Raw genomic sequence first — 25,847 nt, forward strand, 5'->3', positions numbered from 1 at the left:
GCGCGGCCGCGCTTAGCCTGGAGGCACCATGAATTCATTTTCATACCAGCGCGCCGGCGATGTCGCCAGCGCACTGCAGCAGATTCGCGAGCCTGGCGCGAAATTTATCGGCGGTGGCAGCAATCTGCTCGATCTCATGAAAGGCGGCATTGAACGTCCGGTGCTGTTGATCGACATCAATCAATTGCCCTTGAGCGATATCACCGTCAGGCCCGATGGCGGGCTGCGCATCGGTGCGCTCGCGCGTAACAGTGATGTCGCCGCGCATCCGGTGGTGCGGGGTAGTTATCCGCTGCTCACGCAAGCGCTGGTCTCGGGCGCTTCACCGCAATTGCGCAATATGGCGACCGTGGGCGGCAACCTGTTGCAGCGTACCCGCTGCGGCTATTTCTATGACACCGCGTTCGACGCTTGCAACAAACGCACACCCGGTTCCGGATGTGCGGCGCTCGATGGGCACAACCGCAATCACGCGATTTTTGGCGCGAGTCCACAGTGCATCGCCGTCAACCCATCTGACATGAGCGTTGCGTTGAGCGCGCTGGATGCGGTGGTGAATGTCGAAGGGCCCAACGGTGCGCGTAGCATCGCAATCGCCGATTTTCACCGGCTGCCGGGCGACACCCCCGAGCGCGATACCAATCTGGCGCCTGATGAACTGATCGTCTCGGTCGACTTGCCCCGTTCGCGGTTCAGCGATCACGCCCATTATTTGAAGGTGCGCGATCGAGCGAGTTATGCGTTCGCGCTGGTTTCGGCGGCAACCGCATTCGACCTCGATGGCGGCGTGGTACGCGATGTGCGTATCGTGCTGGGCGGCGTCGCGCACAAGCCGTGGCGTGCGCACGCTGCCGAAACGGCGATGCGCGGGCAGCCGTTCAACGCGGCTACGCGAGCCGAGGCCGGGCGCATGGCGATGAGCGGTGCTCGTCCATACGCGCACAACGGGTTCAAAGTCGAACTGACGCGGCGTGCGGTAGAGCGTTCGCTCGCACTCGCAGGAGGCGTGCAATGAATGCTCTAAATGTTCCATCAAGCTATGTCGGTCAGGGCATAGACCGTGAAGACGGCGTTGCCAAGGTAACCGGCCAGGCCCGCTATGCCGCCGAATTCGTGTTGCGGGGCATGAGCTACGCGGCGCTCGTGCAAAGTACGGTGGCAGCTGGGCGCATCACCGCTATCAACAGTGCGGAAGTTGAACGCATGCCGGGTGTGCTGCTGGTGTTGACTTATCAGAACGCGCAAGCTTTGCCGGAGAAAGGTCAGGCCGGGGCCAAACAGCCGCCCTCGGGCCGTATGTTGTCGCTGCTGCAGGATGACGAAATCCATTACAACGGCGAGCCGATTGCCGTGGTGGTAGCGCAGACGCTCGAACAAGCGCGCGACGCGGCTAATCATTTGCGTGTGACCTATACCAGCGCGCCTGCGGCGCTTGATTTTGAACGTCTCAAAGGCGGCGCGTATGCGCCCAAGAGTATTACGGGCGGCCCGACCGACAGCTTGCGTGGCGACCCCACCGCGGCATTTGCGAGCGCGGCTGCGCATTTCGATGCGGTTTATACCACGCCGATCGAACACCACAACGCGATGGAGCCGCACGCCACCATCGCCCAGTGGGATGGTCCACGGCTTACGCTTTACGACTCGACCCAATACGTCGCAGGTGTGGGTAAGACGGTGGCCAAGACCTTCGGCATCCCACCCGAAAACGTACGCACGATATGCTTTTACACCGGCGGCGGGTTCGGCTCCAAAGGGTCGGTCTGGTCGCATGTGGTGCTTACCGCGATGGCCGCGCAAAAGCTCGGCCGCCCGGTGAAGCTGGCAATGGAACGCACGCAGATGTTCGGGCCCGTGGGTGCACGGCCGCACACCGAACAAAGGCTGCAACTGGCCAGCGATTCGAACGGGCGCTTGGCTGCGATGCGGCATGACGTGATATCGAACACGTCGGTGATGGAAGACTGGACCGAGCCGTCGGCAATGGTCACCCGCACCTTGTATGCGTGCGCCAATCAGGCGACCAGCCATCGCCTGGTCAAGCTCAATCTCGGCGTGCCGACCTTCACGCGCGCGCCGGGCGAGGCGAGCGGCAGCTTTGCGCTCGAATCGGCGATGGACGAACTGGCGTATCAGTTGGGCATCGACCCGATCGAACTGAGATTGCGCAACTACGCGCAGATCGATCCCGAGAAAGAGAAGCCTTTTTCCAGCAAGTCGCTGCGTGAATGCTACGTACAGGGCGCGAAGCGCTTCGGCTGGTCAACGCGCAATCCGCAGCCGCGCTCGATGCGCGAAGGCCATATCTTGATCGGCTGGGGCATGGCGAGTGCGACCTATCCCACGCGGCGTTCAGCGGCCTCGGCCTCGGCGCGCTTGATGCCGGATGGCCGGTTGCTGGTGCGGTCGGCGTCGCAGGATTTGGGCACCGGCACGTACACGATCATGACGCAGATTGCCGCCGACGCGATGGGCTTTCCGATCGAACGCGTGGTGTTCGAGTTGGGCGACAGCAACTTTCCACCGGCACCGGTTTCCGGAGGCTCGCAATCGGCGGCGAGCGTGGGGCCGGCCGTCAAGGCGGCCACGCTTGCGTTGCGCCGCAAAGTAATCAACGCGGCAGTGGCGGACAGCAATTCCACGCTGTTCAAACTGGACCCCGATCAAGTGCAGATAGTCGACGGCTGGCTGCAGCTTGCCAGCGATGCGAGCCGACGCGACAACCCGGCCGCAGTGCTTGGCCGGCTGGGTGGCCAGCCGCTAGAAGCGCGCAGCGACGTCAAGCCCGGCGAAGAGCAGCAGCGCCTGGCGATGCATTCCTTCGGCGCGGTGTTTGCCGAAGTGCGTGTCGATGAAGCGCTGGGCACGGTGCAAGTTACGCGGTTGGCGGGTACCTATGGCGTCGGCAAATTGCTCAATGCCAAGACCGGGCGCAGTCAATTGATGGGCGGCATGGTGTGGGGACTGAGCATGGCTTTGCTCGAACGTTCCGACCTCGATTTGCGCTATGGCCGCTACGTGAACGGCAATCTTGCCGAATACCACGTGCCGGTCAATGCAGACATCCACGATATCGACGTCGTGGTAGTCGACGAGCAGGACACCGAAGTCAATCCTATCGGAGCCAAGGGCATCGGCGAAATCGGTATCACCGGCGTGGCCGCGGCGATTTCCAACGCGGTGTATCACGCGACGGGCAAGCGCGTGCGCGATTTGCCGATCACGTTGGATAAGTTGATTTAATTTTACGGCGTATTTGCGACTGATCGACTGGGAACGCGGCTTGCTGAGTCCATAAGGTCGTTCGCGCGCCCGCGCTAGCGTTTGCTTCCGAATCGGAACCAACCCAGGCGGCACCCGCCCAGGTACCGACCCAGGCCCCAATCGAGGCATCCATTGAGGCACCGCCGCGCGGGCTTTCCGTCGCACGGATTTTTCCCGTTCGCTCGGACGTGCAACGCTTTCTCCCATCGAACATCGCGCTTAAACGCAAGGACCACGATCGTGAAAAACGAAAAAACGACTTCGCAAGATACTGCCAAAGATGCCACGGAAGGTACCAGCAAGCGCAAACCTGGCAAGGCTGCAGCACCTAATCAAGGCAATTCACAAAGTAACTCGCACGCGGGCACCGCAGGCGAGTTGCATCAGAGCGCCGGTGGAACACATCCGCCCTTGACCACCGACCAAGGCCTGCCGATTTCGGATAATCAGAATTCATTGAGGGCCAACTCGCGGGGTCCCTCTTTGCTGGAAGATTTTATCCTTCGTGAAAAAATTACGCACTTCGACCACGAGCGCATTCCGGAGCGCGTCGTGCATGCACGTGGTACGGCAGTGCATGGCTACTTCGAACTGACGCATTCGCTCGAGAAATACACGACGGCCAAAATCCTGACCGAAGTGGGCGAGAAGACGCCGCTGTTCACGCGTATTTCGACGGTGGCCGGCGGAGCCGGCTCGGTCGATACGCCACGCGATGTGCGCGGGTTCGCCGTCAAGTTCTATACCAAGGAAGGGAACTGGGATCTGGTCGGCAACAATATCCCGGTCTTTTTCATCCAGGATGCGATCAAATTTCCGGACCTGGTCCACGCCGTCAAGATGGAGCCGGATCGCGGTTTTCCGCAAGCGGCAACGGCCCACGATACCTTCTGGGATTTCATTTCGCTGACTCCGGAATCGATGCACATGGTGATGTGGATTATGTCCGATCGCACCATCCCGCGTTCCTTGCGCATGATCGAGGCCTTCGGTATCCATAGTTTCCGGTTGATCAATGCCAAGGGCGAGTCCACGTTCGTCAAATTCCATTGGCGGCCGAAGCTGGGCTTGCAATCGACAGTGTGGGACGAGGCGGTCAAGATTGCCGGCGCGGATCCCGACTATCATCGCCGCGACATGTTCGAGGCAGTGCAAAGCGGCGCGTTCCCCGAGTGGGAATTCGCGGTGCAACTGTTCACGCAGGAGCAAGCCGATCAATTCCCGTTCGATCACCTCGATTCGACCAAATTGATTCCCGAAGAGGTGGTGCCATTGCAAGTGATAGGGCGGATGGTGCTGGATCGCTGGCCAGATAATTTTTTCGCGGAAACAGAACAGGTCGCCTTCTGTCCGTCGCACATCGTGCCAGGTATCGATTTTTCCAACGATCCTTTGCTGCAGGGGCGTTTGTTTTCTTACCTCGATACGCAGCTATCGCGCCTGGGCTCGCCGAACTTTCATCAGCTCCCCATCAACGCGCCGAAGTGTCCGGTGGCGAATCAGCAGCGCGATGCGCATATGCAGATGGAGCAGCCCAAAGGCCGGGTCAACTATGAGCCAAGTTCGCTGGAGCAGGATACCCCGCGCGAAATCCCGGCGAGCGGCTTTCGCAGCGCCACGGTGAGCGAAAGCGGCGAGAAAAGCCGCATCCGCGCAGCCAGCTTTGCCGACCACTATAGTCAGGCTCGCCAGTTCTACATCAGCCAGACCGTCCACGAACAGGCTCATATCGCGACGGCGCTGGCGTTTGAACTCTCCAAGGTGGACGCCGTGCACGTGCGAGAAGCGATCGTCGGCCATCTACTCAACATCGACGAGGATCTCGGGCAACGGGTGGCCGATGCGCTCGCGTTAGAGACTTTGCCGGAGGCGCCCGCAAGCGCGATCCCGGTACAGGAACGTGAGCCATCGCCCGCCTTGCAGATCATCGGCAAGATGAAGGACACGCTCGAGGGCCGCACGATCGGGATTTTGGTGGCCGACGGCTCGGACGCCGCAGCGATCAAGGCGGTCAGCAAAGCGGCGACGGATGCCGGCGCGACGGTCAAGATTGTTGCCCCCAAAGTAGGCGGCGCGAAGCTGTCCGATGGTGGGTTGCTGCCGGCGAACGGCCAGTTGGCGGGCACGCCGTCGGTGATGTTCGACGCGGTGGCGATCATTCTGTCGGACGAGGGCGCGGCCGAGCTGTTGAACGAGTCGGCGGCAATCGACTTTGTGCGTGACGCATTTGGTCACCTTAAGGCGATCGCGTTCGATGCCGGGGCACAAGCGCTATTGCAAAAGGCGCAGATCGAAATGGATGCGGGCGTGGTCGATGCGGCAGACAAGAAAGCGTTTATCGCTGCTGCGATGACGCGACAATGGGACCGCGAAAGCTCGGTGCGTATTTTGGCCTAGGCCCTGGGCATCACGGTGCATTTCGGCAACCGGCCTTTGAGGTACATTGGAGGATTAACCAACCCTCATTGAATTGGGAGCCGAAATGAACTGGCTGAAACATTCGATCATGCATACGCGTGGCCTCGCTCACGGCGCAGTCGGAGAAACCCACGAACTGACGGAAGAGCGCCAGGGCAAATTCCATTACACAATAGGCCCCTATTCGGATCCGGTGCTGCACATCGCGCCCGGCGACCGCGTGATCGTCCAGACACGCGATGCCTTCGACGGCAAGATCAAAACCGAACAGGACATGCCGAGCCAGAAGCTGAAGGTGCCGTTTCTCAATCCGCAGAACGGTCCGATCATGATAGCCGGCGCGGAAAAAGGCGACGTGGTGGCCGTGTACATCGAGTCGATGTTGCCTCGTGGCGAAAACCCGCGCGGCACCTGCTGCCTGATTCCGCGTTTCGGCGCACTGACGGGCACCGACTACACCGCAACGTTGAACCATCCGTTGCCGGAAATCACCCGCAAGATCGACGTCGACGAGGAGGGCGTGTACTGGAGCAAGCGGGTGACGCTGCCCTACAAGCCGCACATCGGCACGCTGAGCCTGTCGCCCGAAATCGATTCGATCAATTCGCTCACGCCGGACAACCACGGCGGCAACATGGACGTGCCTGACATGGGCCCCGGCAGCATTACCTATTTGCCGGTGCGTTCAGCGGGCGCGCGTCTGTTTATCGGCGACGCCCATGCTTGCCAAGGCGATGGCGAAGTGTGCGGAACCGCGGTCGAGTACGCCAGCACCACGACCATACACGTCGATCTGATCAAGGGTTGGGCAATCGACTGGCCGCGCCTGGAAACCGAAGCGCTGCTGATGACGATCGGTAGCGCGCGGCCGCTGGAAGATGCCACGCGCATCGCCTATAACCAATTGGTGCTGTGGTTGGAGAAGGAATATGACTACGACCGTTGGGACGCTTACATGATGCTCAGCCAGTGCGGGCAGGTCAGGCTGGGTAACTTTGTCGATCCGAAGTATTCGGTCGGGGCCGCCATCAGCAAGAAGTATTTGGCGCCGGCGGCTTGAGGTAAGAGGCGCGAACAATTTCGCTGCGGAGCAAATCCAGGAACGCCAAAAAGCGCTACGCTACGGCCCCACGCTAGATTGGCGTAAGGCCGTAGACACCACATGTCGGCGTTGCGCCCATCCGGCGCGCAAACACGATGACATTTCAAATAAATCAACGGCCCGGACAAGGCCGAGGCCGAGGCAAATCAATTGCTCAATGCTGCGGCTGTATTGCCATCAAGCTCGCCGGTTTGCCCAATACCGTGATCTCTTTGGAAATGCTTCAGTGCCAGATGCGTCCTGTTGCCCATCGCCCCGTCGGCTGTGCCGGCCGGATAACCGAGTGAATTCAGTTTCGCCTGTGCCTGCATCAGCGTCATAGGCTGCGGCGGTGGGGGCGCGACGGCTTGAGGCGCTGCAGCGCCGGGCACTTGGTTGCCCTTGGAATACATGCATTGCACGTAGGCATTGTTGTACTGATCCTGAATCGATAATTGTGCGCTCTGCGATGTGCCGGTGCCTAGGCCAGTCCCAGCAATCGCTCCGGCCGCGCTGCCGACAGCCGCGCCCTGACCCTGGCCTACAGCACCGCCAAGCGCCGCACCCAAAACGGTTCCCAATACAGCAGTGCCAACTGCCGTCTTGTTAGCGGAGTCCGCCTGACCTGCAACCTGTGATTGGGCGTATTGCTTGCACGAGTCCTGATCCTGCTGAAAGATCGGGAACGGTATGGTAGCGCCGGGCATTACCTGAACCGTCGGTCCCATTGGTGTAGTGGCGCAGGCGTCGAGCAACAAGATCGAGGCTAAGGCGATGAACGATATCCTGCCAATTTTCATGACTTTTCCATTCGGTTAAATTAATGCGGAGAAAGATGGCTTAGTTGCGATGCGGCAGCATGGCTGACCGCATGCGTTGCACTCAACCTGGAGGGGGGGCCGCGACTTGACGAAATTGCGTGGTGCAAGTCGCCACCGTGGGGTAGTAGCCGCGAGGTTCGTCGCAGTAATACCAGAGGGTCGGCGGTGCCGCGACCCTCAGGGGTGCCTGAACGATCGGTGCGGGAACCTCCGTGGCCGCATCAGGCTCGATAAATTCGATTGGAGAGACGGCGAGGGGATAGGGATAGACCGGCTGATCGTAAAAATACCATTGTCCGGCACTGAACCACCACCAACCGCAACGACCGTTGTAGCAGGTGTTGTTCCACCTTCCCCCCCGCCAACGCTCAAGATCATCGTGATTGAACCGGTGTACGTCATGCTCCCGGTACGCGTAACGCGCGCGTACGTTGTCATGACGAAGCGCCTCACCGCGAGCCTCATTCGCACGCGGCGCGGCGCGGAAGTCTGCGTGATTCTCCGGCCGTGCCGCGTTAGCCGTTGGTCTGGCTTTTTCATTCCGTTCGTCAGCAGCTAGAGCACTCGCGCTAAGCACAGTAAGGATGGCAAAGGAAAGGCCAAGCTTTTTAAATAAATTTTTCGGATAAATTTTAATCATAGACAAATATATTTACTTCTTCTCCTGTTAGTTGATCCAATTTTTTCAAACGCCTGAGTACGGAGATGAATCCGTGATTGCGTGATCGATTTTTAATAGGAAAATCTTCACTATCGCAATAGCGAATTCTGATTGCCGTGGTGTATCAAGATTTTCTAGAGAGAAGATCCACGTCGGTAGACGTTCGATCTGGATTTGGTATCCCGTGCGGGATTTGTGAAATAAACATGCGAACATTCGCAGTTACGTCTTGCATTGCCGTTATCCCCGAGCCACACAAAACGCAAAGCCAAGATTGAGCGGCATTGAACCGGCAACCCCGCTGACCTGATTCAATAGGAATCGTGGGCCCGGTGGCTTTGCGTCCCCGCCTTACGGCGAGTTTGCTAGTTTGTCTTTTTTAATTACAATTTGTAATTTAATTATATTAAATCAAGTGCGCATGAAATCTATCATCAGAATAGAAGTTATGCAACAACGAGAAAAATCCTTGTTCAGAGTCGAGCTTCTCTTGGAATAATTTTAATATCTGCATCCATCCAGAATCGGATTGATTTCATTCATTATTTAAAGTAATTCGTAGCGTGCCGCGCGAGTGGTCGATCGCGTCAGTATGCGATACCCTTCCTATCCACTTCCCACATGTCACGCGATGATGGGCGCGGTGGACGCTGAAAACCAGGCGTCGATTCGCTTTCACGAACGGCTTGGTTTCGAATCGACGGGGCGATGCCGTCAGGTTGGCTATAAATTCGGACGCTGGCTGGACTTGGTGTTCATGCAACTGATTCTGGCGCCGGATGCATCGCTGGGTGGATCGGTGAATGAGTCGGCAAATTAGCGAGCCGAGTCGGCGAACCGAGTTTTCAAAGCATCGATGAACACGCGGACCTTATGCTGCCGATGCCGCGCCCCGGGTGAAATCGCCTGAATATCAGCCCTCGGCATGTCCCAGTCCGGCAGTAGTCGCACCAATCGGCCCTCGGCAACATCTTCGCCGATCGAGAAATCGGTCAGCAGTGCGACCCCCGCGCCTGCAAGCACCGCGGCGCGGGCCGCATAGGCTGTGTTGGTCGAAAATGCGGGCTCGGTCATGCGCACCGTGCGCTTTTTCTTACCTGGGCCTTCCAGGACGAATGTGTGCGGGTGCGGTAACACCGTCAACACGACGTAGGGCAGCGCGGCGAGCTGCGTCAGCGTATCGGGCATGCCATGCGTTTCAATAAACTGCGGGCTAGCCACCAGCCATTTCACGAAGCTACCCACGCGCACCGCCACGTGGCTGGAGTCGCTGAGCTTGCCTAACCTGACGGCAACATCGATACCTTCGGCGATCAAATCGACGTACCGATCGGCGCACAGCAACTCGATCTTCAGCGCTGGATGGCTGCGCTGCAACTCCACCAGCAACGGTGCGATCACCGCCGTGCCATAGTCGATCGGCGCCCCTACACGCAGCGTCCCCTGCGGGTTTTTCAGTCCGGTGCGCGCGATCTCCACCGCTTCTTCAGTGGCCTGCAGCACATCGCGGCTGGCTTCATAGAACGCCCGACCCGCTTCGGTCAGGCTGAGCCGGCGCGTGGTGCGCATCAGCAAGGTCACGCCAAGCTCGGCTTCGAGAAGCTGCATATGCTTGCTGACCATCGTTTTCGCCAGACCCAGCCGTGCGGCTGCGCCTGTCAACGAACCGACCTCCACGACTGCGACGAATGCGACCAGCCGGTTGAGATTTATAGCGCTGAGATCGGCCATCGATTTGAATACTCGAATAAGGAGGTGCGTCGATTATCGGTGTTCTTCGTGCGCGTGGCGAGGGCACGGTGCGTTGTTCTGCGGCTCAAGGATAGGAAACACGTCGATTTAGGGGCGATCGGATTGTCCCCCTAAAGAGAACAGTGATTGAAGCGTTGCCTGTCTAATCAATGCGATTCGGTATCGATAAACTGCGCTCAGTCCGCCTTAGCCCCTCATCTTTGCCAATCAGGAACCTCATGACTACCGGTGCACCTACCCAACCGATACGCTTCTTCCGCGCTCCTTTGTCCGGCCACGCACATCGCGTGCAACTGTTCCTGAGTTTGCTCAATCTGCCTTACGAGATTATCGACATCAGCATCCCCAACAGGGAAAATCGCCGCCCGGAATTTCTGGCGCTCAGCCCGTTTGGACAGGTTCCGGTGATCCAGGATGGCGATGTGGTGCTGTACGACTCGAATGCCATCCTGATGTATCTGGCGTTGAAGTACGATACCGGCGGCCGCTGGCTACCGCGCGATCCGCTGGGTGCCGCGGCTGTGCAACAGTGGTTGTCGATGGCAGCGGGGCCGATTGCTTCGGGCGTTTGCGCTGTGCGTCTGGTGACGGTGTTTGGGGCGCCGCTCGACTACGAGCGTTCGAAGACGACGGCGGTGGCGCTACTCAAGGTGGTCGAAGGCCTGTTGCAGGGCAAGCCATTTGCGTTGGGCGACGAAGCCACGATCGCGGACGTTGCCGCGTTCAGCTATATCGAACACGCGCCTGAAGGCGGCGTGTCGCTCGAGCCCTACCCGAATATTCGCGCCTGGCTGGCAAGAGTGAGAGCGCTGCCGCGCTTTGTGCCGATGGCGCCGTCCAAGGCGGGTTTGCTAGCCGAGTGAAGACGGCTTGCGCTGCGCGCGCGGTGCCTTCCTCGGATTCGCTTCGTCGGCAACGGTCCGGATGATGGCCGCGATGTGGCGAGCGGCCGCACTTCTCGGGGTGTCGCTGCGCCACAGCAGGCCAGGCGTGCGAACCGGCGTCGGGCTTTCCAGCGGAATCACATGGACGTTTTCATGTCGAATGGCATGCTCGGAGACGATCGCCGCGATATCGGCCATGCTCACCAGTTCCACCATCGGCGCAATGGCGTTCATCTCGGCCACCACCACGGGTTCCACGTTCGCCATGCGAAAGCATTCGTCGAGCAGCGTGCGGGTAGCGAACGTCGCGGGTAGCAACACGAGCTTCTGGCGATGCAGTTCCACCATCCTGACGAAACGGCGTTTGGCGAAGGCATGGTGGCGTCCCACCGCCAGCACCATTTCCTCGTTATAAAGCGCTTCGAACCGAAGCGACGCCGTGTTTTGCGGCTTGTAGGTCACGCCGATATCGAGCTCCCCCGCGAGCAGCCCCTTGGCGATGGCATCCCCCGACATTTCAAGTGCGGTCACCGACACGGATGGATGCCGTTCGATGAACATGGCGATGCACTTGGGAATGATGCGCACGTTGAACGTATGCGTGGCGCCGATACGCAACTGACCGCTGAGCTCTTCCGAAGTCTTGCGTACGGTCCAGACCCCTTCGTCGACTTCGCGCAATGCGTTGTTGACGCGTTCGAGAAAGGCCTCGCCGGCTTCGGTCATGAGCACGCGTTTGCCGATGCGATCGAATAAGCGGCAGCCAAGCTCGTCTTCAAGTTGCTTGATTTGATGCGAGAGCGTCGACTGGGTCACATGCACCTTGTCGGCCGCATGCGTGAAACTCAACTGTTCCGCGAGCGCGACGAAATACCGGAGGTGGCGCAATTCCATGGGGGCCTCGCTTTAATCAAGAATAAGTCGTAGCGGGATAAGCAATATTTCTCGTTTAACGGTATAACCGCTAAACTGGGTCTTCTCTTTCGGTAGCTAACGTGAAACAACCTCTCGTCACCGCCACTCAGCTTGCGCGCGTGCTGCAGTCCGCACGTCGTTCCGCGGACCTTACCCAGGCCGATGTTGCGATTCGCTTAGGCATAGGCCAGAGTCGCATGTCTGAGCTGGAGCGTCATCCGGACACCATCACTGTCGACCAGCTCCTCTCCCTTGTCGCGGCGTTGGGACTGGAACTCATTATTCAAACGAGGGATGCCGCAAGCGCGGCCTCTTCCACCGTGGAGTGGTAGGCCATGGGGCGGAAATCGTCCACAAGGGCCCCCTCGACTGGGGCTTACCCGGGTTAATCTGAAGCTCGCCACAGGTCGCCGACATCGCCACGGCCCCTCTGATCTATCGATGACATCGATGATTTGTAATTATAAACATCATTTTCATTCATCGATCGCCAAAGATACACTGCTTTCGCACTCACTGAATGCACCGCGGCGTCCACCGCCTCGCAAGTGCATTCCACTACCGGACCGACACCCATGAAAATCGGCAAAGAAACCATACCCAAAACGTCCGTCTCGACGTCGAATGCCGAGACCATCGTCGTGCGCGGCAAGGATCTGGCGCAGGAGTTGATCGGCAAGATCTCCTTCACCGACTATTTCCATCTGCTCGTAACCGGCAAACCTGCCAGCAGCGCTGCTACGGCTGTACTCGATGCGACGCTGGTTGCTATCGCGGAACACGGCCTGGTGCCTAGCGTACAAGCGAGCCGGATGACGTATGCGGCCGCTCCCGAAGCTTTGCAGGGTGCTGTTGCCGCGGGGATACTCGGTTGCGGCTCGGTCATCCTGGGCGCCTCGGAAACCTGCGGCTTGCTGCTCGAAGAGGTGCGCGTGGCAGCCGGCGCGGACCGTGATTACGCGGGCGCGGCCAAGCGCGTCATTACCGAATATCGTGCGGCCCGTCGCGCTATCCCCGGGTACGGGCATCCCCTGCACAAAGCACGGGATCCGCGCGTCGAAGCGCTGTTCAACGTCGCCAAGAATGCGGGCGCCGACATGACTTACGTGGAAATTGCAGAAGCCATCGAGCGCGTTATTCCGGACGTGGTCGGCAAGAACTTGATGTTGAACGTTTCCGCGGCCATTCCCGCAGTGCTGCTGGGTGTCGGGTTCCCGCTCGGGGCACTGAAAGGTGTGCCGATTCTGGCGCGCACGGCCGGCCTGATCGGCCACCTGACGGAAGAGCTTGAGCGGCCCATCGGTTTTGCGCTGTCTTACCAGGCCACCCGCGAAGTCGTATACGACGGCGAAGTGCCCGACGGCTTTGTGGCCGACCACTAAACAGGAATTGAGGTTAAGCGAGCGGCACGGTCTAGCGGCAGGATCTACCCACAAGATCCAGCCACACGATGTGCTCGTACGACCGACGGAGTAATCAACCATGGCAAAAGTTCTCGACGGTATTCGTGTGCTCGAACAGGGGACGTTCATTACCGGCCCCGCGGCGGGCATGCTGCTCGGCGATCTGGGCGCGGATGTCGTCAAAATCGAGCAACCTGAAACGGGCGATCCGTTTCGCGCATTCAAGGGCGGTCTATACAGCCCGCACTATCAGACATACAACCGCAACAAGCGCAGCATTACGCTCAACACGAAAAACGCCGAAGACCTGGAAGCGTTCGATGAGCTGATTCGCGGCGCGGACGTCTACATCCAGAACTTCCGGCCCGGCGCGGCGGAACGCCTGAATGCCGGCGAAGAACGATTGCGCAAAATCAATCCCGCCTTGATCTACTGCTCGATCAGCGGCTTTGGGGCGACCGGCCCGGCTGCCGGCAGGCCGGCCTACGATACGGTGGCGCAGGCCGCGAGCGGCTTCCTGGGCTTGTTGATCAACCCGGAGAATCCGCGTGTGGTCGGCCCGGCCATTGCCGATTCGCTCACGGGTTTCTATGCCGCCTACGGGATCCTGGGTGCGTTGCACGAACGCCATCGCACGGGGGTGGGACGCAAGGTCGAAGTGTCGATGCTGGAGGCCATGAGCCATTTCAATCTCGATGCGTTCACGCACTACTACTCGGCCGGTGAAGTGATGGGACCGTACAGCCGGCCGAGCGTCTCGCAGTCATACGTGATGGAGTGCGCCGACGGTAAGTGGTTGGCCTTGCACATGTCGTCGCCCGAGAAATTCTGGCAGGGATTGGCGCAGGCGATCGAGCAACCGACCTTGTTCGCCGATCCGCGTTTTGCCGATCGCACGGGACGGATTGCCCATCAGCAAGAACTGATCGCCGTGTTGTCCGGCATTTTCGCGACGCGCGAGCGTGCCGAATGGTGTCGGCGTCTCGAAGCCGAAGATGTGCCGCATGCGCCCATGTACGACGCGAGCGAAGCGCTTGAGGATCCCCAGGCCAAACACCTCGAGATGCTCGTCACGTCGCAACACAAGACCATGGGTGAGTTCCGTACCGTACGCTCGCCGGTCACGTTCGATGGGGAGCGCAGCATGGATGTGATTGCGCCGCCAACGCTGGGGGAGCACAACGACGACGTACTGGAGCCGATTCGCGAACGCATACGGGCGCAGCATCGCAGCAACCCGGAAGGTGCACACGTAGAGACGTGATGACAGCAGCATCAGCGCAGTCGGTTTTGAATGCGGTTTTGAAAGGAGACAGCAGCTATGACAACTACAAATAGAACGATGACTACCGATATTCCCCCTACTACGGCGTCCGACATCGCCGCGAGCGACGTGGTGTTCAGGCGGGTGGCTTTGCGGCTCATCCCATTCCTTTTCATTTGCTACGTTCTGAATTACATCGATCGCGTGAACGTGAGCTTCGCCCACTTGCAGTTCCGCGGCGACTTGGGTCTTACTGAAGCGGCGTATGGACTAGGCGTTGGCGTTTTCTATATCGGGTACATCTTTTTCGAGGTGCCCAGCAATTTGTTGCTGCGCCGGATTGGAGCCCGCAAGACGATAGCCCGCATCATGGTGTTGTGGGGGCTGGTGTCGCTGTCGATGATGTTTGTTCGCAATCCGACCCAGTTTTACATTGCGCGGATCGCACTAGGCATTGCGGAAGCGGGCTTTTTCCCCGGCATCATTTTCTATCTGACCTCGTGGTTTCCCGATCGTCACCGCGCACGCGTGCTTTCGGCGTTTGTACTGGGCATTGCGGTAGCGGGTATTACCGGTGGTCCGGTGTCGGGTTGGATACTCGCGAATGCCGGCGGCTGGCAGGCTATGCACGCATGGCAATGGCTGTTCCTGCTCGAAGGCATACCACCCGTGTTGGTCGGTCTTGTCGCCTTGTGGTATCTGCCCGATTCGCCAGCCGACGCAAAGTGGCTATCGGCTGACGAGCGAGCGACGATTACGCGCGAGCTGAGCAGCCACGAAGGATCGTCACGCAGTACGCACGAGTTTGGCGCTGCACTGCGCAATCCGAAAGTGTATGTCTGCGCGTTCGGGTACTTCACGATTACGTGGGCGGGCAGTGTGCTGAATTTCTGGTCGCCTGCCATCATCCGCGAAGCCGGTATCGTGAGCACGTGGCATATCGGATTGATCTCCGCGATTCCCTATGCAATCGGGGCCATTGGGATGATCTTGGCGGGCCGGCATTCGGATGCGCGTAAAGAGCGTGTGCGCCATTTCGCTTGCCTTGCGCTGGCGGCATCGGCGGGTGCGGTGGGTCTCGCGGTCGGGCATACCCATTTCACGCCCGCAATCGCGTGTCTCGGCTTGCTTGCCATCGGGTATTTGTCATGTACCGCGATTTTCTGGACCATTCCGGCAAGTTTCCTGAGCGGAACTGCCTCGGCCGGGGCGATTGCCTTGATCAGCAGCGTGGGGCAGATCGGCAGTTTGATCGCACCGATTGCGATCGGATGGTTGACGACGAGAACGCATCAAATTACTTCAGGCCTGTTTTTGGCGGCAGCGGTGCTCGCGTGCGGTGCGGTGGTCATGGTTCGGCTCGCGCCGCGGGTGGCGGTCGCGGGAGCATAATCCTGTTTCAACGCCCGAAAACGCTCTTACCTCGACCCGACCGCAACGATGAATTCCGAACACCTTGAGCTGCTGATAACGCGCGTGATGCCTTACGGCAAATACAAAGGGCGGGTGATTGCCGACCTGCCCGGCCATTATCTGAATTGGTTTGCGCGCGAAGGTTTTCCGCCCGGAGAGATTGGTCGCCTGTTGGCGCTGATGCAGGAGCTCGATCACAACGGCTTGTCGGGGTTGCTTGATCCGCTGCGCAATAAGGCACCGACGCGCTGAGCCTGGATCGCTGAGATGCCGGGTTGCATTAGCATTAACGGGATTTAGCGGCCAGCGCTGCATTGCGCAGGTCGGTCAGGCTTGCGTTGGGCGTGATCGCCTCGGCATCGAGCAAGCAGTGCAGAATCGCCGGTAGACCGGACGCTTGCGCCCGCTCCAGCGCCGGCGCGAATTCCTCGGTGGTCTCGACACGTTCGCCATGGCCGCCGAACGCGCGCGCATAGGCCGCGAAATCCGGATTGGTCAAAGCGGTCGCGCTGACTCGACCTGGATAGTGTTTCTCCTGATGCATGCGAATCGTGCCGTACATACCGTTGTCGATCACGATAACGATGATCGACAGTTTGTACTGCACGGCCGTCGCGAATTCCTGACCGTTCATCAGAAAGCATCCATCGCCCGCCAACGCCACCACGGTGCGTTCCGGGTAAAGCCGCTTGGCGGCAACCGCGGCAGGTACACCATAACCCATCGAGCCGGAGGTCGGGGCGAGCTGAGTGCCGAAGTGCTCGAAGCGGTAGAACCGATGCAGCCACGTGGCGTAGTTGCCCGCGCCGTTGCACAGGATCGCATCGTCGGGCAGACGCTTTTGCAGGGTGGCGATCACGTGTGCCATCTGCAGCCGGCCCGGGCTCGAAATGGTGCGGGTATCGCTCCAGCGTTCGTAACTCGCGCGAGCGCTGCGCGTGTGTTTCGACCAGCTAACCGGCTTGCCCGGTTTGAGCCGTGCGGCGGCGGCCGCGAAGTGAGACGGTGTGGCATTGATGGCCAAATGCGGCTGGTACACGCTACCCAGCTCCTCGGCGCCAGGGTGCACATGCACGAGCTTTTGCACGGGGTTCGGAATGTTGAGCAACGTATAACCCTGGCTTGCCGTTTCAGATAGACGAGCGCCGATCGCGAGCACCAGATCGGCCTCGCGAAAACGCTGGATCAACTCTGGGTTGGGGCCCAAGCCGACGTCGCCGATGAAGTTGGAATGACTGGCGGGAAACAGCATCTGGCGTCGGAACGATACCGCCACCGGCAGATCGTAGCGCTCGACGAATTGTTTCAGGTCATCCACGCCGGCGGCGTTCCAGCCGCTGCCGCCGAGCAGCACCACCGGTTTGACCGCCTGCGCCAGCAGCGCATGCAAGCTATGCAGCGCTGGTTCGCCGGGCCAGCTTTCTGTCGGCTTGAACGGTTGGGCGTTGTCGACTATGCATGACTCGGTTAGCATGTCTTCCGGCAGCGCAATCACGACCGGCCCAGGGCGCCCCGAGGTCGCGACATGGAAGGCTCGTGACACGATCTCGGGAATGCGCGCTGGATCATCGATTTCGGTTGCCCACTTCGCCAACGACCCGAACACCGCTCGGTAATCGAGCTCCTGGAAGGCCTCGCGACCGCGTGTGCCGCGTGCGATCTGACCAACGAACAAGATCATCGGGGTCGAGTCCTGCTTCGCCACATGGATGCCATGCGCCGCGTTGGTCGCACCTGGCCCGCGTGTGACAAAGCCTATGCCCGGCACGCCGGTCAGCTTGCCGTGCGCTTCGGCCATCATCGCGACACCGCCTTCCTGCCGGCACACGGTGACGTTGATCCATGCGTCGTATAACGCGTCGAGCACCGCAAGAAAGCTTTCGCCCGGTACGCAGAACACATGACCGATGCCATGCACGTGAAGTTGATCAACCAGAATCTGGCCACCGGTGCGTGGCAGGAGCGTCGAAATCGGGGAGGTCGGCATGGTGTCGATGAGCTTAGTAGTCGATGGGCCTGGCTTGCAGAGTGCGTGCATGCCGTTGCTTGATCAGAACGCTCCGGCAGTGCGGGATCATGTGGCAGTGCAAGATGCTGTGGCGGTCGCGCGAGAAATCAAATGTTCCAATAGCCGGCTGGCCGGTAACGATAGCGTGGCCGCGTCGCGTACGCAGATCACTTGTTCGCGGCGGGCCCAAGCGTCCGTCAGCGGGATGACATGCAAGCCGTACATTTCACTATACCGACCTACGGCCTCCTTAGGCAATACGGCAAGTGCGAGGCCTGCCTGAATCAGGCGGAACGCCCCGTCGAAGGTCGAAACGTGGATCCGGTAGCGCAGTTCACGCCCTCGTTCGGCGGCGATGCGCTGCATCAACGTATTGATCGACGCATTGGATGCGAGGCCGAGCTGATCGTGCTCGAGCGTGTCTTCGAACGATAGGCTCGGTTTGCCTGCCAACGGATGTTGAGCGTTGACGATTACCGCGAGATGGTCGGTCCGATAAGGCAGTAACTGCAAGCCTGGCGATGCGATGAAACTGCGGCAGATACCCAATTCGGCGGCGCCTTCCGCAACACCACGCACGATTTCGCTACTGACACGTTCTTCCAGGTCGACGCGTATATGGGGATTCGCCAGCAGGAAGCTGGCCAGTTCTTCCGGCAGGAATTCGACCATCGACGAGACGTTGGCGAGGATGCGCACGTTGCCACGCACACCCTCGGCGTACTCGCCCAGTTCGGCATGCAGTTTTTCGAGGCTGCGCATCAGTTGGCGCGCGTGGCTTAACAGGGCGTTGCCGGCGGCAGTGGGCGTCACGCCGCGTTGCGTGCGCAACAGAAGCGGGGTGGCGATCGTCGCTTCCAAGTCGGCAATGCGCTTGCTGATGGCCGACGAGGCAATGAATTCGCGTTCGCTGGCGCGCGTGATGCTGCCTTCTTCGCACACGGCGATGAACAATCGCAGTGAGGTAGGGTCGATCTGCCAGGTACTGGGCGCTTGCTTCATGAAGGGCGGCGGCTCGTTGACGTTTAAAGCCGATAGTATGCTGTGACGGTCACCTTGCGTCAAAAACGGCCATTCAGAGTACGATAGTGTTTTACTGCATTGTCGAATCAACCATAGAAAAATAACTATCCTTCCAGGAGACGAACTTGCCTAGCCTACTACCTAATATCGATCCCGACGGCTTGTTGGAGTACTCGGTTGTCTATACCGACCGCGCGATAAACCATATGTCGCAGGCCTACCAAGAGGTCATGAGAGATATTTCAAAGATATTGAAACAGGTCTATAACGCTCAATCGGCGATTGTCGTTCCCGGCAGCGGAACCTTCGGCATGGAGGCCGTTGCGCGGCAGTTTGCGACGAAGAAGCGATGTCTGGTCATTCGCAACGGGTGGTTTAGTTATCGCTGGACCCAGATCTTTGATATGGGCGACATTCCGTCCAGCTCTGTCGTGCTCAAAGCGCGCCCCGTGAGCGACGACAGACAAGCCGCCTTTGCACCGCCACCTGTCGAAGAAGTGGTTGCGGCGATCAAGGAAAACAAGCCGGATGTGGTTTTCGCTCCGCACGTTGAAACATCGTCCGGCATCATATTGCCCGATGACTATATTCGCAAAGTCGCCGACGCGACGCATGCTGTCGGAGGACTCTTCGTATTGGATTGCATCGCGTCCGGCACGATCTGGGTCGACATGCAGGCGACCGGAGTGGACGTACTGATCAGCGCACCCCAAAAAGGGTGGAGCGCCTCGCCCTGCTGCGGTTTGGTGATGTTAAGCGCCTTGGCGCGCGAGAAAATTGATTCCACTACCAGCACCAGTTTTTCCTGCGATTTGCGCAAGTGGATGCAGATCATGGAGGCCTACGAGAAGGGCGGCTTTGCCTACCATGCCACCATGCCCACGGATGCCCTGACCGTCCTGCGCGACGTCATGAAGGAGACGGCGGCATACGGGTTCGATAAGGTGCATGCGCAGCAGCAGGAGCTAGGTGACAAGGTGCGCGCGCTGCTGGTCGAAAAGGGCTTCAAGAGCGTGGCGGCACAAGGCTTTCAGTCGCCGGGCGTGGTGGTCAGCTATACGGACGACGACGCTATACAGTCCGCCAAGAAATTCGCACTGGCGGGCATGCAAGTTGGGGCTGGAGTGCCGCTGCAATGCGATGAACCTGCTGACTTCAAGACGTTTCGTATTGGCCTGTTCGGCTTGGACAAGCTGCACAACGTCGAGCGCACGGTAGCCAGCTTGGCCAAGGTCTTAAACGAAATCGCGTAGGTAGTTCTCGCGCCGCGTGCCTCAGACACCGGGAAGTTGTACCGCACTTCCCGGGGCGCTCGCTTGACTGCTCTCCTGGGCGTGAGCTTGTCGGCGCAGATTCTCGGTCGTCTGCCCGGCGCCATCGGGCTGCCATCCTGGTGGTCGAAGCACATAACCGATTGCGTTCCACGGGTTTCGTGCGGATAGGATGTCTCGCCCGAGGCTAAGCCAGTGCTCGAACTCCAGCACGAGCGGGTTGTGTGTACGCGTGGGCGTTACCAACCCGTAGCGGCAGGGAATGTCGTCTCGTTGCGCCACATAGGTTCCGAACAGTCGGTCAAACACTATCAATGCTCCACCGTAGTTCGCATCGAGGTATTCGACGTTGGACGCGTGATGCACACGATGGGCGGACGGCGTGTTGAAAACGTATTCGAGCCAACCCAGCTTCGGCATCCAGGTGTTGTGCAACCAAAACTGATACCCAAGGTTGAGCGCCAAAATAGCAAGCACTGCTTCGGGACGAACGCCGAGCCACACCAAGGGCACAAAAAATATGCCCGGCCCGGCCAACTTGCTTGTCCAACCCAAGCGGTAGGCCGAGGAAAGCGTCAGCTGATTCGGAGAATGGTGAACCGCGTGTGTGGCCCAAAAGAAGCGGATCCGGTGCGACGCGCGGTGATACCAATAGTAAAAAAACTCCTGTCCGAGAAACAGCAGCAACACCATGAGTGCGCTGTTGATGCTGATCGTGTAAAGCCGATGGTGCCAAGCCAGGGCGAATAACGGAGCGGCGAGAGATAGGGGCACGACTGCCAGCAATTTTCGGCCCAGCATGTCGAACAGCGATAGCGCCACCTCGTGACTATCGAATGGCTCGGTGCCTTTGCGGGTCAGTACCAGCGCTTCGATCATCGAAACGGTCACGATGAAAACGGTCACGTAAATCGAGTATTTACCTAAGGATTCCATAATTTCAGAGTAGGTGAGTAGACCTGGAACGATACGCTCGCGGTGTACATCGCCGCCGAGCCCACTGAATTCAGTCTAACTACCAGGTCCGTTAAAAACTATGAGCAAGTTATGTCATGAGGTTTCAAGGACCGGGCTCGCGGTCACACTCATACTCACGCGCAGGGCAACCGCAAGTCGACGGCCATGCCACCTTCATGTCGAAGACGAAGATCCAGACGTCCACCATGTTGCCGTGCGATGCGGTCTGCAATCGCCAAGCCGAGACCGGTGCCGCCTTTCTGGTTGACATGCGAACCACGGCGGAACGGTTGTTTCATCAGTGGTAAAAGAGCCGGAGCAACACCCGGACCGCCATCCTCGACCGACACGACGGCGAATCCAGCATCAGTCCAAGTGCGCACACGCAGCCCGATACGCCCGTAAATCACGGCATTTTGCATCAAATTCATGAGCACGCGCTGGATGCTGACCGGACGAAACGAGATCGGCGGCAACGGCTCCAACATCAGCTCGAAGGGATGGCCGAGACCGGCATAGTCGCCAGCAAGTTGTTCGATGAGCGCGTTCAAATCGCCGGGCGCAGCCACTTCGCTATCACTGCCACGAGCGAAATCAATGAACTGCTGGACGATCAAATCGATTTCTTCAATAAACCGTTCGGCGGTGGCGATCGGGGCGTCGAAGGTCTCCGGTGCGGCGATGGCCATGCGCAATTTCGTCAGCGGCGTACGTATGTCATGCGAGATCCCGGCCAACATTTCCGCGCGCGTCGCCTCTGTCTCCGCAAGTGCCGCCATCATTCGGTTGAATGCCACCGCGACGGTCGCGAGTTCAAGCGGCCCTTCCACCGATACCGGGTCTGGCCAGGTGCCATTTTCAACGCTGGCTGCGGCTCGCGCGAGTCGTCGTAGCGGCCCTTCGATACGACGGTGTATGAGATACGCGCCGAGTATCGGGAATGCGGCCAAGATAAACAGGAGGGAGATCACCGTCCAGGTGTCGAGATGGCCCTCCGCCGGCACGGCCGGCAGCATGATCCAGTAATACGTGTCGGCGGCGCGCAGCCGAACCCAGAATCGTTGCTCGTGGCCTTCTTCTTCCCATCGGACCTCGACGCCCGGTGGCAACTGCGCGACCATCCGCGAAATGAATCGGCGCATGATGTAACCGTTGGGATGCTGCCAATGTATCGGTAAGGACGCCATGTCGGCATCCGATACGCCATGCATTTTCACCAGTGTGGTCTGTCGCTGCGCTTGCGGGAGTGCCGAGATCAATCGGTCGACCAGTACGATCTGCGATGCCACCAATGATGCCGCATTGTCGACCCGGGGTCTTTGAATGAACATCAGAAAGACCAGGAATGCACAGACTTGACTCGCCAAAACCAAGGAGATCAGCAACATCACGTTGCGCCCGAGTAGCGAACGCGGCCAGATTTTCATCATGATTCAAACTCCGCGATCAGCATGTAGCCGAGCCCCCAGACTGTCCTGATGTACCGAGGCGAGCCGGCGTCGACCTCCAGGATCTGCCGCAGCCGCAGCACTTGAACATCGACACTGCGCGCGAGTGCTTCGTGCTCCCGTCCTTTCGCTCGCTCAAGCAGGTTGGCTCGGCTCACGGGACGGTTTGGCGTCTCCGCCAGCGCGCACAATAAGCGCATCTCCGCTGCATTGAGCGCGACAAGCTCCCCGTCCTTGAGCAGTTCCTGGCGCTGCAAATCCAGGCGAAATGGCCCGAAACGAAGTGCTCCCACTTCAGTTTCGACCAGCAAATCGCCGCGTACGGCCTGTTGACGCGCAAGAAATTGCTGGCGGCGCAACATCGCTCGGATGCGCGCCACCAATTCGCTGGGGACAAACGGTTTGGCCAGATAGTCGTCTGCGCCCATTTCGAGGCCCACGACTTTGTCGACCGGGTCGCCACGTGCGGTGAGCATCAGGATGGGGATCGTCTGGCCCTGCGCCCGCAGCCTTCGGCATATGGACAAACCGTCTTCCCCGTCCATCATGATGTCCAGCACGAGCAGATCGTAGGGTTCGCGCTCAAGGAAGACATCGAGCTGCACGCTGTTCGCGACCGCGCGGACCTCAAAACCTTGCGCGACCAGGAAACGCCGCAGCATATTGCGGATTTCGGCTTCGTCATCGAGCACGATGAGACGGCCCGGCCGGGTCGGGTTTGACGCATCAACGGGTATAGACATAATGGTGACGATTAAACGCTATGGCTTATGTTGAACGGTAAACTGCTCAATCTGCACGAGCGTGACATATCCGCGGTGTCCGGTATCGATCGCATCAAAATAGGTGGCTACCCGCGGCATCCCGGGCTGCGCTTCGCTTCGCGTAAGCTTGCCGTCGTGGTCAACATCGGCGGCAGAAAAGCGTGCCTCCAACTGCTGCCGCATCGTCGTTTGCGCAAATGCGGGCGATCCGATCGCAACTGCCACCGCCGCTGCCGCCAACTTAAAGCATAGATTCTTCATCAAACTCTCCCTGGATCAATGTGTCGGGCTATCGTCGAAGCGGCAGTTTAGAAGAAGAGCGGGCACGGGGACGTAACACTTAATGTCAGGATATGTCAGCGCGGCTAAATATCAAAACCCGCGCGAAACGCTAGCTATCCTGAAACTTCATGACATATCTTTGCAATAGATTGTATGGGGTATTCCGCCTACATTGCACTCAGCGCCACCACCTACCGATTGATGGCTCTGACAATGTAAGGATATCAAAATGAAACTTAGATCATTTCTCGTACTCGCTGGTGCCATGACGATTGCTTCGACCGCAACCACCGCATTCGCGGGCGTTGTTGTGGTGGTCCGTGCTCCCGTTCCTGTTGCAGTCGTGCCAATCGTTCCGGTCTATACAGCTGCGCCAGTCGTTCCGGTCTATACAGCTGCGCCGGTGGTTCCGGTCTATGCACCTGCGCCAGTAGTGCCGATCTATGGGGTACCGCCTGTCGTGGTGCCTCGTCCCGTGTACGTCGTGGCACCGCCGCCGGCGACCGTGGTATGGCGCGCCGGTTATTGGGCGCCCCCAGCTCGCGCTGTCGTGGTTGTCCGTTGAAGCGAGCGTCAAGGCCTTCATTGGGCGGCGGGGCGGCGGGCGGCCAGTAACTGTCGCCAGGATTTCACCTGGCAGTTCTCGTCGTCAGGCGCCGCAACCCAGGCTTTATAGCCAAACAATTTCTACTCAGATAAGCGGATTTAACGATGTTTAGAACTATGATTTCGACATTCAAACGTGATTCAAAGTGGACATGGGGGGCATTGGGCGTGTGTGCAATACTGCTGTCGGGATGCGCCAGCAGTAACGTCAAAAACATGGCTCAATACCGAGCTGAGCCGCTGACTCGCCCAGATGCCATCTATGTGTATACGTTCGACGTTGCGCCCGAGCAAGTGAAAGTGGATAGCGGCATCCTCGCGCGGCTGGGGGCAAAAATCGCCCAAAAATCCACCTCCGCGGAACAGGCCGCCCTTGCCGTGCAGACGCAGGAGGAGGTCGCCAATGAGGTGGTGCTGCGGTTACAGTCCATGGGTTTGCCTGCAATTCGTTCCAACGTGCCCGCACCCCGTGACCAAAACGTTTTGCTCGTGACGGGGCGGTTTGAAACCGTCGATTCGGGGAACGGCACGCGCCGCACTGTGGTGGGTTTAGGTGCAGGCAAGAGCCAGGTAGGCGCAACTGTGCAAATTTGGTCTCAGGCCGCGGGTCGAGCACCGCAACTTCTGGAGACCTACGATGTGTCGGCTGACAGCGGGCACATGCCAGGTATGGCGGAAACCATGGGTGTGGGGGCCGCCACGAATCGGCTTGCAGTGTCGGCTGCGACGGGAGGTGTCTTGCACGCGACATCAGAGACGCGTCATGCCAAGCCTGTAGACGACGCCGAACGGATGGCAGATTCGATTGCGAAGCAAATCGCGCAGCGCGGTGTGGCCCAAGGGTGGTTGTCGAAAGGGTGAAGTGAACCCCGTCCGGTGAATCCGAAGTCGATTGTCTGGGGCGGATCGCTCCGCCCGTTCTTACAGCCGCCGCTTATTGCCGCCGCTCATTGCAGCCGATAAGCGACTTCAGGCAATCGCGCTGGTATCCACCGGTGCGCCGGTTTTCTGCTTGACCTCATCGACCGTCACGCCAGGCGCCAACTCGATCAGTTTGAGGCCATCGGGTGTGACATCCAATACGCACAGGTCAGTAATGATCTGGTTCACCACACCCACGCCCGTGAGCGGCAAATTGCACGCTTCGAGGATCTTGTGCTGGTCGCCCTTGGCAACGTGCTCCATGATCACCACCACTCGCTTCACGCCGGCCACCAAGTCCATCGCACCGCCCATGCCCTTGATCATCTTGCCCGGGATCATCCAGTTGGCCAGATCGCCATGCTGGCTGACCTGCATCGCCCCCAGGATCGCCAGGTTGATGTGCCCGCCGCGTATCATCGCAAACGAATCGGCCGACGAAAAAATCGACGAGCCCGGCAGCGTAGTCACCGTCTGCTTGCCCGCGTTGATCATGTCCGCGTCCACTTCGTCCTCAAACGGCGAGGGGCCGATGCCCAGCAAACCATTTTCCGATTGCAGCCACACTTCGATGCCCGCGGGCACATGGTTGGCCACCAGCGTGGGCAGCCCTATGCCCAGATTGACGTAAAAACCATCCCGCAGTTCCTTGGCCGCGCGCGCCGCCATTTCTTCCCGAGTCCAGGCCATC

At 59.3% G+C, this 25,847-nt stretch carries 24 protein-coding genes, 1 pseudogene and 1 riboswitch; of the genes and pseudogenes, 14 read left to right on the top strand and 11 right to left on the bottom strand.

Annotation, left to right across the window (positions count from 1 at the left end):
* Nucleotides 1-28: 28 nt before the first annotated feature.
* The 4 genes from GSQ77_RS01535 (at nt 29) to GSQ77_RS01550 (ending at nt 6,742) form a co-directional block, all read left to right on the top strand.
* Nucleotides 29-1,015, top strand: a complete 987-nt coding sequence (locus GSQ77_RS01535) for a xanthine dehydrogenase family protein subunit M (protein WP_158898318.1) — start codon at nt 29-31, stop codon at nt 1,013-1,015.
* Nucleotides 1,012-3,243 (top strand): xanthine dehydrogenase family protein molybdopterin-binding subunit, encoded by a 2,232-nt coding sequence (locus tag GSQ77_RS01540; protein ID WP_158898320.1) that lies wholly within the window; start codon nt 1,012-1,014, stop codon nt 3,241-3,243. Before GSQ77_RS01535 ends, GSQ77_RS01540 begins: the two co-directional genes overlap by 4 nt.
* A gap of 261 nt (nt 3,244-3,504) precedes the next feature.
* Nucleotides 3,505-5,661 (top strand): catalase, encoded by a 2,157-nt coding sequence (locus GSQ77_RS01545; protein WP_158898322.1) that lies wholly within the window; start codon nt 3,505-3,507, stop codon nt 5,659-5,661.
* Nucleotides 5,662-5,746: 85 nt separating this feature from the next.
* Complete coding sequence (locus tag GSQ77_RS01550) at nt 5,747-6,742, top strand: acetamidase/formamidase family protein (RefSeq protein ID WP_158898324.1); 996 nt, start codon at nt 5,747-5,749, stop codon at nt 6,740-6,742.
* Between the two features lie 188 nt (nt 6,743-6,930).
* Here the strand turns inward: GSQ77_RS01550 and GSQ77_RS01555 are convergent, their stop codons facing one another.
* Together GSQ77_RS01555 and GSQ77_RS01560 are read right to left on the bottom strand one after the other, a co-directional pair.
* Complete coding sequence (locus GSQ77_RS01555) at nt 6,931-7,563, bottom strand: peptidoglycan-binding protein (protein WP_158898326.1); 633 nt, start codon at nt 7,561-7,563, stop codon at nt 6,931-6,933.
* Between the two features lie 82 nt (nt 7,564-7,645).
* Nucleotides 7,646-8,224, bottom strand: a complete 579-nt coding sequence (locus GSQ77_RS01560; protein WP_158898328.1) for a hypothetical protein — start codon at nt 8,222-8,224, stop codon at nt 7,646-7,648.
* 309 nt (nt 8,225-8,533) lie between these two features.
* A riboswitch (cyclic di-GMP riboswitch) is annotated at nt 8,534-8,622 on the bottom strand.
* A 248-nt stretch (nt 8,623-8,870) separates the two neighbouring features.
* On the opposite strand from GSQ77_RS01560, the pseudogene GSQ77_RS01565 reads away from it, so the two are divergent.
* Nucleotides 8,871-9,065 (top strand): annotated as a pseudogene (locus tag GSQ77_RS01565) (N-acetyltransferase family protein); the annotation flags it as partial.
* Here the strand turns inward: GSQ77_RS01565 and GSQ77_RS01570 are convergent.
* On the bottom strand, nt 9,062-9,976 hold the full coding sequence (locus GSQ77_RS01570; RefSeq protein ID WP_158898332.1) for a LysR family transcriptional regulator: 915 nt from the start codon (nt 9,974-9,976) through the stop codon (nt 9,062-9,064). The pseudogene GSQ77_RS01565 and the gene GSQ77_RS01570 sit on opposite strands and share 4 nt — an antisense overlap.
* 239 nt (nt 9,977-10,215) lie before the next feature.
* Between GSQ77_RS01570 and GSQ77_RS01575 the strand changes: the two genes are divergently transcribed.
* A complete protein-coding gene (locus tag GSQ77_RS01575) occupies nt 10,216-10,860 on the top strand; it encodes a glutathione S-transferase family protein (protein WP_158898334.1) in 645 nt (214 codons plus the stop codon).
* Here GSQ77_RS01575 and GSQ77_RS01580 read toward each other — a convergent pair.
* Nucleotides 10,849-11,775 carry a LysR substrate-binding domain-containing protein gene (locus GSQ77_RS01580; protein WP_158898336.1) on the bottom strand — a complete coding sequence of 309 codons (927 nt, stop codon included), beginning with the start codon at nt 11,773-11,775 and terminating at the stop codon, nt 10,849-10,851. The two genes, GSQ77_RS01575 and GSQ77_RS01580, sit on opposite strands and share 12 nt — an antisense overlap.
* 101 nt (nt 11,776-11,876) lie before the next feature.
* On the opposite strand from GSQ77_RS01580, the gene GSQ77_RS01585 reads away from it, so the two are divergent.
* The 5 genes from GSQ77_RS01585 (at nt 11,877) to GSQ77_RS01605 (ending at nt 16,128) form a co-directional block, all read left to right on the top strand.
* Nucleotides 11,877-12,128 (top strand): XRE family transcriptional regulator, encoded by a 252-nt coding sequence (locus GSQ77_RS01585; protein WP_158898338.1) that lies wholly within the window; start codon nt 11,877-11,879, stop codon nt 12,126-12,128.
* 243 nt (nt 12,129-12,371) lie between these two features.
* Entirely contained in the window at nt 12,372-13,178 is an 807-nt protein-coding gene (locus tag GSQ77_RS01590) for a citryl-CoA lyase (RefSeq protein ID WP_158898340.1), read from the top strand.
* Between the two features lie 100 nt (nt 13,179-13,278).
* Nucleotides 13,279-14,463, top strand: coding sequence for a CaiB/BaiF CoA-transferase family protein (locus GSQ77_RS01595; RefSeq protein ID WP_158898342.1), 1,185 nt, complete (start codon nt 13,279-13,281; stop codon nt 14,461-14,463).
* A gap of 57 nt (nt 14,464-14,520) precedes the next feature.
* Nucleotides 14,521-15,855: an MFS transporter gene (locus GSQ77_RS01600; protein WP_158898344.1), complete on the top strand. Its 1,335-nt coding sequence runs from the start codon at nt 14,521-14,523 to the stop codon at nt 15,853-15,855.
* Between the two features lie 48 nt (nt 15,856-15,903).
* Nucleotides 15,904-16,128, top strand: a complete 225-nt coding sequence (locus GSQ77_RS01605; RefSeq protein WP_158898346.1) for a DUF3820 family protein — start codon at nt 15,904-15,906, stop codon at nt 16,126-16,128.
* 34 nt (nt 16,129-16,162) lie between these two features.
* Here GSQ77_RS01605 and GSQ77_RS01610 read toward each other — a convergent pair whose 3' ends face one another.
* Nucleotides 16,163-17,863 carry a thiamine pyrophosphate-binding protein gene (locus GSQ77_RS01610; protein WP_158898348.1) on the bottom strand — a complete coding sequence of 567 codons (1,701 nt, stop codon included), beginning with the start codon at nt 17,861-17,863 and terminating at the stop codon, nt 16,163-16,165.
* Between the two features lie 87 nt (nt 17,864-17,950).
* Entirely contained in the window at nt 17,951-18,886 is a 936-nt protein-coding gene (locus tag GSQ77_RS01615; RefSeq protein ID WP_158898350.1) for a LysR substrate-binding domain-containing protein, read from the bottom strand.
* A 146-nt stretch (nt 18,887-19,032) separates the two neighbouring features.
* Here GSQ77_RS01615 and GSQ77_RS01620 point away from each other — a divergent pair, with 146 nt between their 5' ends.
* Complete coding sequence (locus GSQ77_RS01620; protein ID WP_158898352.1) at nt 19,033-20,160, top strand: aminotransferase class V-fold PLP-dependent enzyme; 1,128 nt, start codon at nt 19,033-19,035, stop codon at nt 20,158-20,160.
* Between the two features lie 21 nt (nt 20,161-20,181).
* On the opposite strand, the gene GSQ77_RS01625 is transcribed toward GSQ77_RS01620, so the two are convergent.
* The 4 genes from GSQ77_RS01625 to GSQ77_RS01640 form a co-directional block, all read right to left on the bottom strand.
* Nucleotides 20,182-21,114 (bottom strand): sterol desaturase family protein, encoded by a 933-nt coding sequence (locus GSQ77_RS01625; RefSeq protein WP_158898354.1) that lies wholly within the window; start codon nt 21,112-21,114, stop codon nt 20,182-20,184.
* A gap of 155 nt (nt 21,115-21,269) precedes the next feature.
* Entirely contained in the window at nt 21,270-22,565 is a 1,296-nt protein-coding gene (locus GSQ77_RS01630; RefSeq protein WP_158898356.1) for an ATP-binding protein, read from the bottom strand.
* Complete coding sequence (locus tag GSQ77_RS01635; RefSeq protein WP_158898358.1) at nt 22,562-23,326, bottom strand: response regulator; 765 nt, start codon at nt 23,324-23,326, stop codon at nt 22,562-22,564. The genes GSQ77_RS01630 and GSQ77_RS01635 overlap by 4 nt, the downstream gene beginning before the upstream one ends.
* An 18-nt stretch (nt 23,327-23,344) precedes the next feature.
* Nucleotides 23,345-23,608, bottom strand: coding sequence for an EF-hand domain-containing protein (locus GSQ77_RS01640; protein ID WP_158898360.1), 264 nt, complete (start codon nt 23,606-23,608; stop codon nt 23,345-23,347).
* Between the two features lie 250 nt (nt 23,609-23,858).
* On the opposite strand from GSQ77_RS01640, the gene GSQ77_RS01645 reads away from it, so the two are divergent.
* Entirely contained in the window at nt 23,859-24,194 is a 336-nt protein-coding gene (locus GSQ77_RS01645; protein ID WP_158898362.1) for a hypothetical protein, read from the top strand.
* A gap of 146 nt (nt 24,195-24,340) precedes the next feature.
* Nucleotides 24,341-25,096 carry a DUF4410 domain-containing protein gene (locus GSQ77_RS01650; RefSeq protein ID WP_158898364.1) on the top strand — a complete coding sequence of 252 codons (756 nt, stop codon included), beginning with the start codon at nt 24,341-24,343 and terminating at the stop codon, nt 25,094-25,096.
* Between the two features lie 108 nt (nt 25,097-25,204).
* Here GSQ77_RS01650 and GSQ77_RS01655 read toward each other — a convergent pair whose 3' ends face one another.
* Entirely contained in the window at nt 25,205-25,846 is a 642-nt protein-coding gene (locus GSQ77_RS01655; RefSeq protein ID WP_158898366.1) for a CoA transferase subunit B, read from the bottom strand.
* Nucleotide 25,847 lies beyond the last annotated feature (1 nt).

It is taken from the genome of Burkholderia sp. L27(2015), assembly GCF_009765705.1.
Classification (GTDB): Bacteria; Pseudomonadota; Gammaproteobacteria; order Burkholderiales; family Burkholderiaceae; genus LMUX01.